This is a genomic window from Labedaea rhizosphaerae, from assembly GCF_004362825.1.
In the GTDB taxonomy this organism is placed as follows: domain Bacteria; phylum Actinomycetota; class Actinomycetes; order Mycobacteriales; family Pseudonocardiaceae; genus Labedaea; species Labedaea rhizosphaerae.
The window spans coordinates 1,948,516-1,960,845 of record NZ_SNXZ01000001.1; the positions used below are offsets into that span (position 1 = coordinate 1,948,516).

Annotated in this window: 12 protein-coding genes; 9 read left to right on the forward strand and 3 right to left on the reverse strand. The window is 70.9% G+C overall.

The window, feature by feature from the left end:
• Nucleotides 1-53 precede the first annotated feature (53 nt).
• From EV186_RS09420 to EV186_RS09430, 3 genes are read left to right on the forward strand one after another with little or no spacing between them, the layout of a single operon-like run.
• Entirely contained in the window at nt 54-1,343 is a 1,290-nt protein-coding gene (locus EV186_RS09420) for a hypothetical protein (RefSeq protein ID WP_133848598.1), read from the forward strand.
• A complete protein-coding gene (locus tag EV186_RS09425) occupies nt 1,340-2,275 on the forward strand; it encodes a hypothetical protein (protein WP_133848599.1) in 936 nt (311 codons plus the stop codon). Before EV186_RS09420 ends, EV186_RS09425 begins: the two co-directional genes overlap by 4 nt.
• Nucleotides 2,272-2,616, forward strand: coding sequence for a hypothetical protein (locus EV186_RS09430; protein ID WP_243753893.1), 345 nt, complete (start codon nt 2,272-2,274; stop codon nt 2,614-2,616). Before EV186_RS09425 ends, EV186_RS09430 begins: the two co-directional genes overlap by 4 nt.
• On the opposite strand, the gene EV186_RS09435 is transcribed toward EV186_RS09430, so the two are convergent.
• The 3 genes from EV186_RS09435 to EV186_RS09445 are packed head-to-tail and all read right to left on the reverse strand — an operon-like array spanning nt 2,613 to nt 6,132.
• Complete coding sequence (locus tag EV186_RS09435) at nt 2,613-3,788, reverse strand: tetratricopeptide repeat protein (RefSeq protein WP_133848600.1); 1,176 nt, start codon at nt 3,786-3,788, stop codon at nt 2,613-2,615. The genes EV186_RS09430 and EV186_RS09435 overlap by 4 nt on opposite strands.
• Nucleotides 3,785-4,933, reverse strand: a complete 1,149-nt coding sequence (locus EV186_RS09440; protein WP_166659069.1) for a tetratricopeptide repeat protein — start codon at nt 4,931-4,933, stop codon at nt 3,785-3,787. Before EV186_RS09440 ends, EV186_RS09435 begins: the two co-directional genes overlap by 4 nt.
• Nucleotides 4,933-6,132, reverse strand: coding sequence for an AAA family ATPase (locus EV186_RS09445; protein WP_133848602.1), 1,200 nt, complete (start codon nt 6,130-6,132; stop codon nt 4,933-4,935). Before EV186_RS09445 ends, EV186_RS09440 begins: the two co-directional genes overlap by 1 nt.
• 236 nt (nt 6,133-6,368) lie before the next feature.
• Between EV186_RS09445 and EV186_RS09450 the strand changes: the two genes are divergently transcribed.
• From EV186_RS09450 to EV186_RS09475, 6 genes are all read left to right on the forward strand, one after another.
• Nucleotides 6,369-7,448, forward strand: coding sequence for a BMP family lipoprotein (locus EV186_RS09450; protein WP_133848603.1), 1,080 nt, complete (start codon nt 6,369-6,371; stop codon nt 7,446-7,448).
• Between the two features lie 75 nt (nt 7,449-7,523).
• Nucleotides 7,524-9,107 carry an ABC transporter ATP-binding protein gene (locus tag EV186_RS09455; protein WP_133848604.1) on the forward strand — a complete coding sequence of 528 codons (1,584 nt, stop codon included), beginning with the start codon at nt 7,524-7,526 and terminating at the stop codon, nt 9,105-9,107.
• Nucleotides 9,107-10,255 (forward strand): ABC transporter permease, encoded by a 1,149-nt coding sequence (locus EV186_RS09460; RefSeq protein WP_133848605.1) that lies wholly within the window; start codon nt 9,107-9,109, stop codon nt 10,253-10,255. The genes EV186_RS09455 and EV186_RS09460 overlap by 1 nt, the downstream gene beginning before the upstream one ends.
• Nucleotides 10,252-11,511: an ABC transporter permease gene (locus EV186_RS09465; protein WP_133848606.1), complete on the forward strand. Its 1,260-nt coding sequence runs from the start codon at nt 10,252-10,254 to the stop codon at nt 11,509-11,511. Before EV186_RS09460 ends, EV186_RS09465 begins: the two co-directional genes overlap by 4 nt.
• On the forward strand, nt 11,508-11,900 hold the full coding sequence (locus tag EV186_RS09470; protein WP_133848607.1) for a cytidine deaminase: 393 nt from the start codon (nt 11,508-11,510) through the stop codon (nt 11,898-11,900). The genes EV186_RS09465 and EV186_RS09470 overlap by 4 nt, the downstream gene beginning before the upstream one ends.
• Before the next feature lie 57 nt (nt 11,901-11,957).
• Complete coding sequence (locus EV186_RS09475; RefSeq protein WP_133848608.1) at nt 11,958-12,317, forward strand: hypothetical protein; 360 nt, start codon at nt 11,958-11,960, stop codon at nt 12,315-12,317.
• Nucleotides 12,318-12,330 lie beyond the last annotated feature (13 nt).

A 12,330-nucleotide genomic window follows, 5' to 3' on the forward strand; every position in this document is an offset into this window, starting at 1 on the left:
GCTTTCCTCGGCCCTGCCCGGCGCGATGGTTGGTGACTGACACACTGTCGCTCGTGCGTGTGTTGCTCCGGTTGGCCGTGGTCGTTGCGCTGCTCGGCCTCACGCCCGTGCCCGCCGCGGCCGAGCCGGCACCGCCGAAGTTCGACGTGGGGGCGGCCATCGCGGCGCTCGGGCACCAGCCGATCTACGTGGCGCCCGGCTCGGTGGCGCGGATCGACCTCGACGCCGTGCGCGGGACCATGGGGCCGGCCAGCCGGCTGCTGGTCATGCCCTGGCGGTCGAAGGAGATGTCCGGCGACCAGTTCTACAAGGACATCTACACGCCACTCGACGACTGGGCCACGAAGAACCACCTCGAGCTGACCTATGTCGAGGGGATCCAGGTGTCCAACGGTGCGGTGACCACCGGTCCCACGTCGCTCGCCGACCTGCGGGAGCAGACCGCGTACCACGAGGTCACCGGGCCGGTCCTCGGGTCGATGGCCTGGTTCAAGAACCACAACGCCCCGATCCCGTACCCGCCGTACCAGGTCATGGCACCGACAGCCGCCCAGCTCGACGCCCTGACCGCCAAGCTGCGGGCGAACCCCATCTACAACGCCCCCGGCGTCGACGACCCCCTCGTCCAGTTCACGCCCGACCTGTTCGCCACGGCACGCAAGGCGGTCGGCCACGACCTGCGGGTCGCCGCCCTGCCGCTGCTCACGCCCGGCGAGCCGTTCGTCGACTACGCCCCCGCGCTGGCCAAGCGGTTCCCCGGCTCCGTGGTCATGGTCGGCCAGGGCGACTGGCTGGAGGTCAAGGGGCCGAACCAGGCGCTGCTCACGTCCGCCCGCGACTACGCCTACGGCCGCTACCAGTACTCGTCGTTCACCGACGGCATGGTGATGGCCGACCGGATGAGCACCGTCGCCGGTCGCTACTTCGAGCTGACGCAGCGCAAGCCGTTCGGCCGCCCGCAGCCGGCGTCGCAGCCCAAGCCGGTGCCCTACGACGTGCGCCGCACGATCAGCAACGCGGCGCCGTGGGCGTTGCTCGGCGCCGCGATCGTGCTGACCGGCTCCGGCCTGGTCTTCCGGCGGCTGCGCACGGCCCGCGCGGACGCCGAGGAGAAGACGGCGATGCGCCGCGAGCGGGCCCGCACGTTCGCCCGGATCGGTGACCTGGACGCGAAGCTGCTCGCCGTCGAGGACGCGGGCGGGCGGGTCGACCCGGCGGTGGCCGAGCGGCAGTCGACCGCGCACACCCTCTACGGCCAGGCGCTCACGGCGGCGGCCATGCGGGAGGTCGGGAAGGTCGCCGACGAGGGACTGCACATGCTCGTCGAGACGGCGGACCGGTGAAGCGCATCCTCGGACTGCCGCGCTGGCTCGTCGGTGGCCTCGCCGTGGGCATCCTGTTGTCCTACCTGTTCTTCGCCAACCCGCCGAAGCCCGAGCACGTGCCGTCGCCGTTGGTCGGTCCGATCATCGAAGGCCTGCGCACGACGTCGGTCTACGCCGCGCCCGGCGCGCCGCCGCTGGTCGACGTGGCGCGGGCCCGCCACGTCATCGGCGACCGCCCGATCGTCGTCGCCGTGCTCGACCGCACGCCCTTGCCGCACGAGAACATGAGCCTGGAACGGCAGAACCTGTGCGAGGACGTCGCGGACGCCACGCCGACGAACATCGTGATGGTCTTCGCGCAGGACTCCCGCGAGTACGGCTCCAGCATCTGCATGGGGCCGGAGTTCTCGAACCCGACCAACCCGGTGGACGCCGACGACTTCGACCTGGGCCTGACCGTTGCCGCCGAGACGGCGTGGGAGTACCGGGCGACCGCCACGAACCTGACCCCGCAGATCGAGGAGTACGTCCTCGCCTTCGACGCGCAGGCGGCCAAGAAGTACCCCGAGTTCGTGCCGCGGCGGGCGATCGTGCCACCGGCGCCACCGACGGCCTCGGCGTTGCAGACCCGGCAGATCGTCCTGGCCATCGTGGGCCTGATCGTCGCGGTGATCGCCGTGTTCGCCTTGCTGCAGCTCGTCGTCCGCCTGGTGCGGCGACGCCAGGACCTCCGCGCGGCGAACGACAGCCGCACCGTCGCGATGACCGCGCGGCTGAACCGCCTGGCCGACAATGTTTTGCGGCCGGACAAGCCGCGCGGCGCGGACGACGCGGCCCACCAGGCCGAGGTCGCGCGCCGGTACCTGCTGGCGTTGCAGCAGTTCGAGCAGGACGGCCCGAACGACGAGACGGAGACCCAGGTCCGCGAGCTCGAGGAGTTGGTGAAGTGACGACGGGCGTGGTCGTGGCCATCGTGGTGGTGATCCTGGTGGCGGGGGCGTTGCTGCCGCTGGTCGGCCGGTCCCGGCGGCGGCGCCTCGCCGGCAACGACGAAGCCATCGCCGCGCGGGCGGCGTACAGCAAGCTGGGCTTCTACGTGGAGGACCTGCCCGCGGCCGCCGACGCCGACGCGGCCGACCTGCTCGCCCAAGCCCGCGAACGCTGGAACACCACGGGCGCGATGCTGGCCCGTGCACGGTCCGAAAAGGACTTCACGCTGGCCCAGGCGACGGCGGAGCAAGGGCTCGGTCTAGTCAAGGACGCCTACGAGAAGATGGGCAAACCCTTCTAGCCCTTGGCTTCGGTCAAGTACTCCCGCAGTTGTTCGTCGTCCGGGTCGAGGCGCAGGCCTTCGGTGATGGCCTCGAGGGCGTCGTCGCGGCGGCCGAGATCGAGCAGCGCTCGGCCGAGCACGGTGTACCCGTCGGCCGCGTCCGGAGCCAGGGCCACGTAGGCGCGGGCCACGGCCACGCACTCCTCCAGCCGCGACAGGGCCAGCAGGAACAGCGAGTGGAGCCACAACAACGGCGGTGTCCCGGGGAATCGCGCCCGCGCGTCGAGCGCCAGGGCCAGACCCTCCTCGTACTTCTCGAGGTGCCACGCACTGGTCAACGCCGCCGAATACGCCCGCAGGTCGTGGTAACCACCGCGCAGCACCGAACTCGCCAGCGCGAAGGCCTCCTCGTAGCGTTCGGCGTCGCGCATCACGCGGGCCACGTCGGCGCGCAGCTCGGCCACGTCGTCCGGCATCGACAGGCCCATCGCGGCCGCGATCCGCGCCAGCAACGGTTCCAGCTGGGCGGGGATCCCGGTGTCGGCCAGGGTCCGCACCACCGCCTCGAGGTTCTCCGCCGACGGGTCCTGGCGCAGCGCCGCCACGAACTCCTGCTCCGCGTCCGCGAGCTTTCCCTGGCGTGCCAGCACATCCCCCAGCACCAGGTGGCTGTCCGGGTGCATCGGGTCGAGGGCCACGGCTTCCTGCGCGGCCGCCCGCGCGTCGTCCAGGCGGTGCGCGGCGCGCAACGCGCGTGCGTGCATGCGGTGCAGGCTCGCTTGCCCGGGCGCGAGCTCGAGGGCCCGGCCGATGGCGGCCGCGGCCTCTTCGTGCAGCTCCGCGGCGACCAGGAGCTCGGCGAACTGACCGATGACGATCGGGTCGTCCGGGGCGAGCCGGGCCGCGAGCCGGCCGAACTCGACTGCCGGCCCGACCTGCCCGAGGTTGGCCGTCGCGATGGCCCGGAACATGGGGCCACGCGCGTACTCCGGCGCCACGCGCATCAGTTCGGCGCCGATGGCGGCCAGCTCGCTCCACCGGTTGCCGTGCAAGAGGATCAACGCCAGCACGTCCAGCGTGCCCACGTCGTCGGGGGTCACCGCCAGCAGGGCCCGCAGGCGTTCCTCGGCCTCGTCGTACCGCCCGAGGTCGTACAGCGCGCCCGCCTTGGCGAACTCGTCGTCGTTCATCCCAGCTCCGCAACCAGTTCGTCGGCTTCCGCGCCCGGCTCCAGCCGCGCGTACCGGGCGGCGAGCGGGCGCGCCGCCTCGACCTCGCCCAGGGCGAGCAGGTACTTCGCGTGAAACCACAGGTACGCGGGCACATCGGGGAACAGCCCGACCGCCTCCTCGGCCAGCCGCGCACCGTCGGCGAACGCCCCGGCCCGCAAGCACGACACCATGGCCGCCTGGTAGAGCGCGTCCGACCGGCAGCCCTCGGCGTGCGCGCGCACCAACAGCTCCGCCGCTTCTTCGTGTTCGCCGTCGTGCTTGCGGACGAGCGCACGCAAGAGGAGCGCGTCCGGGGAGGTGAGCCGCTCCACGACCCGGTGCGCGGCCGCCGGGTTCTCCTCGAGCAGCCGCCCCAACGCGTATTCGCGCACCGCGGGGATGTCCAGTTCCTCGCCGTGCAACGCCAGGCACGCCTGCTGGAACAGCCCGGCGAGCGGCGCCGGCACCAGTTCGGTCACCAACTCGTCGTGCACCCAGCGGACGTTGCGTTCCGACGGCTCGGCGGCCAGCATCGCCGACCACTGCTCGCGCACCTCGTCGTAGCGCCCCAGCCGCAACAACACGCAGCCGAGCCGGAACCGGTGCTGCGCGTTGAGCGGGTCCTTGCCGACGGCCGCGGCGAGGGGCGCGACCGCTTCGCCCCAGCGCTCGGTCTTGGCCAGCACGAAGCCCCAGATCTCCATGACGCCGGGGTCGTCGGGCGCCAGCCGCACCGCCTCGACCGCGGCTCGCACCGCCTCGGCACCCTGGCCGGTCATGGCGAGGGCCTCGGCCAGCCCGGCCTGCACCGACGCGTCGTCCGGACGCAGCCGCACCGCGGTGCGCGCCGGTTCGACGGCCTCGGCGAACCGCCGGTCGTTGCCCAGCCCGCTGGACAGCATCGCGTAGCCCACGAACGAGTCCGGGTCCAGCGCGATCAGCCGCTCGCTGATCGCCACCAGCTCGTCGTAGCGGCCGAGCCGGTGCACGCACAACGCCAGCACCGCGACCGCGTGCGGGTCGTCCGGGTCGGACGCCAGCACCTCCCGGACCATCCGTTCGGCCTCTTCGGGACGGCCCAGGTCGAGCAACGTGTGTGCCCGGTCGACTGGATCGCCGGGCACTACAACATCCGGTGCGCGCGCAGGTAGGCGGCGAGCTCGTCGTAGGCGCCGCCCTCGTTGGCGAACATCGCGACGCTGCGGGCCGCGTCGAACCACGGCCCGGTCGACGGCTTCACGTCCTCGAGCACCGCGTCGAAGTCGGCCATGCCGATCATGCGGACGTTGCCGGTGCGCGCGGAATCCATCAGCGCGCGCTCGGCGGTGGACTCGCAGAGGTGCGCGAGGTCGGCGCCGGAGAAGCCGTCGGTGCGCCGTGCGAGTGCGGCGACGTCGATCGACTCGATCGGCCGCTCCTTGAGGTGGTAGCGCAGGATGGCCTCGCGCGCGGGCTCGTCCGGCGGCAGCACCAGCACGGTCCGGTCGAACCGGCCGGGCCGGCGCAACGCGGTGTCCACGTCCCACGGCTGGTTGGTCGCGGCCAGCACGAAGACGCCGTCGTTGCTCGCCTGCACGTTGTCGAGCTCCATCAGCAGCTGGTTCACCGTGGCCCGCATGCCACCCGAGTGCGTCTGGGTGCGGCGCTGGCCGAGTGCGTCCACCTCGTCGAAGAACAGCACGCACGGCGCCTTGCGGCGGGCCTGCGCGAACAGTTCGGCGAGGTTGCGCTCGGACTGGCCGATGTACATGTCGAGCACCTCGGCGATGCCCACCGCGATGAAGCTCGCGCCGATCTCCCCGGCCAGCGCCCGGGCGATGAACGTCTTGCCGCAGCCGGGCGGCCCGTACAGCAGCAGGCCACCACGCAGGCTCTTGCCGTACAACTTGGACAGTTCGGGGTTGCGCATCGGGGCGAGGAACGCGGCGTTCAGCCGTTCCTTCACCTCTTCCATGCCGCCCACGTCGGCCAGGGTGACCGCCGGCCGCTCGGTGTCGTAGGCCGGTTCCTCGGTCTTCTCCTGCGCGCCGTCGACGAAGCGGGGCGCGACGATGTTGTCGACCTGGCTCTCGGCCGCCTGCCAGTCGAAGCCGTGCTTCTCGGGCGGTGGCGCCGCGGCGGGGACGCCGAGTGCGCTGGTCATCAGCTCGCGCGCGTCCACTGAGGTCGGGTCCACCCGCAGCGCCTGCGCGATCTCGGCGACCGCGGCGTCGCGTTGGTCGGCCTCGATCAGCAGGCGCGCGAGGTGCAATCGCAACGGAACGTCATCGGGCGCGGCGGTCACCGCGGCACGCAGGCTCACCAGCAAGGCGTCTTCGGCCATCACATCTCTCCCCAGGTCACAAGCAGGATAGGGGGCGTTCAACGGCCACGGCGCGCTGACCTGGGGCAATCACAGTCGATCACGGCCGGTCCCAGTTCGATCACCGTCCGTCCGCCGCGCAAACGATTCGGTTACGTGGTGGCATCTGCCGGGGTCGAAACCTTGACGTCGGAGTACGGTCTCGCGGACACGTGCGTTCGGGTGACACCTGGACGAGAAGTTGGAAGGAGAACGCCTTGCGCCGAGTGCGAGGATTGCGACTCGCCGCCGGGTTGCTCGCGGTAGGCCTGACCCTGGCCGCGTGTGGCGGCAGCGGAGACGACAGCGGCAACACCGCGACGCCCGGATCGGGCGGCGGAACCTCCGCGGCCGGACCCAAGATGAAGGTCGGCATGGCCTACGACATCGGTGGTCGTGGCGACCAGTCGTTCAACGACTCGGCCGCCCGCGGTCTTGACAAGGTCAAGGCGCAGTACGGCCTGGACGTCAAGGAGCTCGAGGCCACCGCTGGTGAGTCCCCGGCGCAGAAGGAAGACCGGCTGCGCCAGCTGGCCGATGGCGGGTACAACCCGATCATCGCGGTGGGCTTCGCTTACAGCGAGTCGATCGGCAAGGTCGCGAAGGACTACCCGGAGATCCACTTCGCGATCATCGACGACTTCACCGAGGGCACCGACACCGGTGACAACATCGCGAACCTGACCTTCGCCGAGAACGAGGGCTCCTTCCTGGTCGGCGCCGCGGCGGCGCTCAAGTCCAAGACCCACAACGTCGGCTTCGTCGGTGGCGTGAACACGCCGCTGATCAAGAAGTTCGAGGCGGGCTACACGGCTGGTGCGAAGGCCGTGGACCCGAGCGTCAAGGTCCAGGTCAAGTACCTGACCCAGCCGCCGGACTTCGGTGGCTTCAACGACCCGGGCAAGGGCGAGACGGCCGCGAACGGCATGTTCGACGCGGGCGCCGACATCGTCTACGCGGCGGCCGGTGGTTCCGGTTCCGGTGTGTTCAAGGCGGCCAAGGCCAAGGGCAAGCTGGGCATCGGCGTCGACTCCGACCAGTACAACCTGCCGGCGCTGGCCAGCGTCAAGGACGTGATCATGACGTCCATGGTCAAGCGCGTCGACCTCGCGGTCACCGACTTCGTGACCTCGGTGCACGACGGCAAGTTCGCCGCGGGCAACAAGGTCTACGACCTCAAGGCGGGTGGCATCGAGTACGCCACCAGCGGCGGCAAGATCGATGACATCAAGACCAAGTTGGAAGAGTACAAGGCCAAGATCGTGTCGGGTGAGATCAAGGTTCCGGCCAAGGTCTGACCGAGAGCTGAAGGCCAACCGAGACAGGCCCGGGGACAAGCGCCCCGGGCCTGTCCCATCTACGAGGATGCGGCAGTGTCAACCCACGAGCCAACCGAAGCCGCCACGGACGGGGCCACCGCCCCGCTCGCGGTCGAGCTGACCGGGATCACCAAGCGGTTCCCCGGCGTCGTCGCCAACTCGGACGTGAACATCTCGGTGCGGGCAGGCACCGTGCACGCCCTTGTCGGCGAGAACGGCGCGGGCAAGTCCACCCTGATGAAGATCCTCTACGGGATGCAGCGCCCCGACGAGGGCACCATCGCGGTGGACGGCCGGGAGGTCGTGTTCCACTCCCCGGCGGACGCCATCGAGGTCGGAATCGGCATGGTGCACCAGCACTTCATGCTCGCCGACAACCTGACCGTGCTGGAGAACGTCGTGCTCGGCGCGGAGCCGAGATCCGGTCTGGGCCTCGACTTCGCCGCGGCCCGGCGCAAGATCAGCGAGCTGTCCACCACCTACGGCCTGGGCATCGAGCCGGACGTGCTGGTCGACGAGCTCGGCGTCGGCGCCCGCCAGCGGGTGGAGATCCTGAAGGTGCTCTTCCGGGGCGCACGCACGCTGATCCTCGACGAGCCGACCGCGGTGCTCGTGCCGCAGGAGGTCGAGGAGCTCTTCGACAACCTGCGTGACCTCAAGGCCGAGGGCCTGACCATCCTCTTCATCTCGCACAAGCTCGACGAGGTGCTCTCCGTCGCCGACGACATCACGGTGATGCGCCGGGGCACCACGGTGGCCAGTGTCGTGCCGAGCGAGGTCAACTCCCGCCAGCTCGCCGAGCTGATGGTGGGCAGCGCCCTGCCCGTGCCGGAGCTGCGCGAGTCCACGGTCACCGACCGCCCGGTGCTCACCGTCGACGGGCTGACGGTCACCGCCGCCGACGGCCGGACGGTGCTCAACGACCTGAGCTTCACCATCCACGCCGGTGAGGTGCTGGGCATCGCGGGCGTCGAGGGCAACGGCCAGGCCGAACTGGTCGAGGCGCTGATGGGCATCCGCGCGCTGGCCCACGGCTCGGTGCGGCTCGGTGCCCTGGACATCACCAGGATGCCCACCCGCAAGCGGCGCGAGCGGGGCATCGGCTACATCCCCGAGGACCGCCACCGCCAGGGCGTGCTGCTCGAAGGCACGTTGTGGGAGAACCGGATCCTCGGTCACCAGACCCGGCCGCCGAACGTGCGCGGCCCGCTGCTCAACCGCGCGGGCGCGCGCAAGGACACCGAGCGCATCGTCGCCGAGTACGACGTGCGCACCCCGGGCATCGAGGTGGCCGCGGCCGCCCTGTCCGGCGGCAACCAGCAGAAGCTGATCGTCGGCCGGGAGATGAGCGGCGAGCCGGTGCTGCTGATCGCGTCGCACCCCACCCGCGGTGTCGACGTCGGCGCGCAGGCCGCCATCTGGGAACACATCCGCCAGGCACGGGCGAACGAGCTGGCCGTGCTGCTGATCTCCGCCGACCTCGACGAGCTGATCGGCATGTCCGACAGCCTGCGCGTGATCCTGCGCGGCAAGCTCGTCGCCGAGTACGACCCGAAGACCGTCACCCCCGAGCAGCTCGGCTCGGCGATGACCGGCGCCGCAGGCGAAGTGTCCACTGGGAATGGGGAGGTGGCGTGATGGGCAGGTTCTCCCCGCGTTCGATCCTGCTCGGGCTCGCCGCGCCGATCGGCGCGCTGATCTTCGCCGCGCTGGTCTGCTCGGTCATCCTGGGCGTCACCGGGCACAGCCCGATCGACACCATGGACGCGATGGTCGACTCGCTGACCAAGCCGAGGCTCGGCCCGCGCACGTTCGTCAACTCGCTGAACAGCGCGACGACGTACTACCTCGCCGCCGTCGCGGTCGCCATCGGCTTCCGGATGCGGTTGTTCAACATCGGCGTCAACGGCCAGTACCAGCTGGCCGCCATGGTCGCGGCGGCGCTGGCCAGCGCGAGCTGGATGGTCGGCGCGCCGTCGTTCCTGCGGATCGCGCTCACGCTGATCGCCGCCATGCTGGTCGGTGCGGCGTGGGCCGGGCTCGCGGCCCTGCTCAAGGTGACCCGCGGCGTCAGCGAGGTCATCTCGACGATCATGCTGAACGCCATCGCGACCAGCCTGATCACGTTCCTGCTCAGCCCGGACCGGATGGGCGCGGTCGACCCGAGCGGCAACGACACCCGCACGGCCAAGATCGACGTGGGCGGCCAGGTCGACGGCCTGTCCTACCCGGGCACCGGGTCGAAGATCTACGGCTTGGTCTTCCTGGCCGTGCTCGTGGGCCTCGCGTACTGGTTCGTGTTGTCGCGCACCAGGTTCGGCTTCGAGCTGAAGGCCACCGGCCTGTCCGAGGAGGCCGCGGTGGCCAGCGGCGTGAGCGTCAAGCGGATGGTCGTCTACTCGTTGCTGCTCTCCGGTGCGGCCGCGGGGCTGGTCGGCATGCCGGCGTTGCTCGGCGACATCTACACGTACTCGTCGCAGAACTTCCCGTCCACGGTCGGCTTCACCGGCATCGCGGTCGCGCTGCTGGGCCGCAACCACCCGCTCGGCATGGGGGTGGCCGCGCTGCTGTGGGGCCTGCTGGACAACACGGCGAACTCGCTGGACGTGGCGGGCGTGCCCAAGGAGATCGTCGCGATCATGCAGGGCGTCATCGTGCTGTCCGTGGTCGTGGCCTACGAACTGGTCCGCCGTTACCGCGTGCGGCTGGAACAACGCGACGTCGGGCGCGCGCTGGGCACCACCAAAGCCCCGGTGAACGCGGACGCCGAGGAGGTGCCGGCATGACCGCCGGGGGACTGACTGTGGGGGCAGAGGCGACCGCGGCTCCCGTGCGGCGCAAGCGGATCACGCCCGTGACCTACCTGATCGTCGTGGTGCTGGCGTTCCTCGTGCTGGCCGCGGTGCGGACCATGACCGGGGCGACCGACCTGACCTCGTCGGGCACGGTGGCCGCGGCGCTGACCGCGGCCGTGCCGATCGCGCTCGCCGGTCTGTCCGGCATGTGGGCCGAACGCGCGGGCGTGATCAACATCGGCCTCGAGGGCATGATGGTGCTCGGCACGTGGGGCGCGGGCTTCGCCGGTTACCAGTGGGGCGCCTGGGCCGCGGTGTTCTTCGGCCTGCTGCTCGGCGCGATCGGCGGCCTGCTGCACGCGGTCGCCACGGTGACCTTCGGCGTCGACCACATCATCTCCGGTGTGGCGATCAACCTGCTGGCGCCGGGGCTCGCGCTCTACCTGTCCAAGCTGTACTTCTCGGACGCGCCCGGCGGTGGGCAGAAGCAGTCGCCGCCGACCGGCGATGTCGCCCACATCACCATCCCCGGGGTGTCCGACGGGCTGGGCACCATCGAGAAGAAGGAGTGGTTCTTCGTCTCCGACCTCGCGGGTTTGCTGCGGGGCATCACGACGAACCTCTCGCTGCTGACCGTGCTCGCCGCGCTGCTGATCATCGCGAGCTGGTACGTGCTGCGCCGCACGCCGTTCGGTCTGCGGTTGCGCTCCTGCGGTGAGGCGCCGATCGCCGCCGAGTCGCTGGGCGTGAACGTCTACCGCTACAAGTACGCCGCCGTCGTCATCTCCGGTGCGGTCGTCGGCCTGGGCGGCGCGATCCTCGCGATCAACTCGGGCCGGTTCAACGACGGCCAGACCGGGGGCCGCGGCTTCATCGGCCTCGCCGCCATGATCTTCGGCAACTGGCGCGCGGGTGGCCTGACCACCGGTGCGGGCCTGTTCGGCTACACCGACGCGATGCAGCTGCGTGGTGAGTCGGCGGTGCACGCCCTGGTGCTGCTGCTGGGCATCGCGTTGCTGGTGCTGGCGGTCGTGCAGTTCCGCAACCGGCACCTGGTGGTCAGCGGGGTCGCGCTGGTGATCGGCGCGGTGCTGGTGTTCTGGTTCGCCACCACCGACAAGATCCCGGCCGAGCTGGTCGGCGCCGCACCGTACGTGGTGACGATCCTCGTGCTGGCGCTGGCCTCGCAGCGGTTGCGTCCGCCCAAGGCCGATGGTGTGCCGTACCGCCGTGGTGAGGGTGGATGACCCTCGAACCCGACTGGACCGCCCTGCGGTCCGCGGCCGTCACGGCGGCGGCGCTGGCCTACTGCCCCTACTCGGGGCTGCAGGTCGGTGCCGCCGCGCTGGTCGACGACGGCCGGGTGATCACCGGTTGCAACGTCGAGAACGCGGCCTACGGCGTCGGCCTGTGCGCGGAGTGCGCGCTGGCCGGACAGCTGCGGCTGACCGGCGGCGGCCGGCTGGTCGCGGTGGCGTGCCGCAGCGGTGAGGCCGAGTTGCTGATGCCGTGCGGGCGGTGCCGCCAGATCTTGTTCGAGCTCGGCGGGCCCAGGTGTCTTGTGGACACACCACGCGGCCCGCTGCCCATGAGCCAGGTGCTGCCGGACGCGTTCGGTCCGGAAAATCTGCCTTAGGCATGTCGATTCGAACCCCTCGGCTTCGACGCACGTGTAGAAGCCGAGGAGGACCCAATGAGCACCGTGATCGCGTTGCCGACAGCGTTGAGTCGGCGGATGGTCGAAGAGGACCTGGCCGAGGACGCAGGCCTGCTCGCGCCGGACGACCGGCGGACCTGTGCGGTGCACGGGCGCTGGATCCACCAGTGCGTTTCCTCGTCGCTGCACGTGAACCAGGTGACGCGCCACCGGTGGTGCCGCGGGTGCGCGCGGGAGCTGACCGTGGCCGTCGACGAGCTGACCGGTGACGTCACCATGTCCTGCCCCGGGTGCGGTGGCGGCGTCAGCGCCGCGTCGGCCCGGCTGATCGCCGCGTGCCGCGCGAGCCTGACGGCGTCGCGTCGCGTGCCCGCGCCGGCCCTGATCGCCGCGTGAGGTGTCGAGTTAG

Bases quoted from the DNA above. Each gene is read 5' to 3' on its own strand.
- EV186_RS09475 (WP_133848608.1), top strand. From the start codon at position 11,958: ATGAGCACCGTGATCGCGTTGCCGACAGCGTTGAGTCGGCGGATGGTC.
- EV186_RS09460 (WP_133848605.1), top strand. From the start codon at position 9,107: ATGGGCAGGTTCTCCCCGCGTTCGATCCTGCTCGGGCTCGCCGCGCCG.
- EV186_RS09435 (WP_133848600.1), bottom strand. From the start codon at position 3,788: ATGAACGACGACGAGTTCGCCAAGGCGGGCGCGCTGTACGACCTCGGG.
- EV186_RS09445 (WP_133848602.1), bottom strand. From the start codon at position 6,132: ATGGCCGAAGACGCCTTGCTGGTGAGCCTGCGTGCCGCGGTGACCGCC.
- EV186_RS09470 (WP_133848607.1), top strand. From the start codon at position 11,508: ATGACCCTCGAACCCGACTGGACCGCCCTGCGGTCCGCGGCCGTCACG.
- EV186_RS09465 (WP_133848606.1), top strand. From the start codon at position 10,252: ATGACCGCCGGGGGACTGACTGTGGGGGCAGAGGCGACCGCGGCTCCC.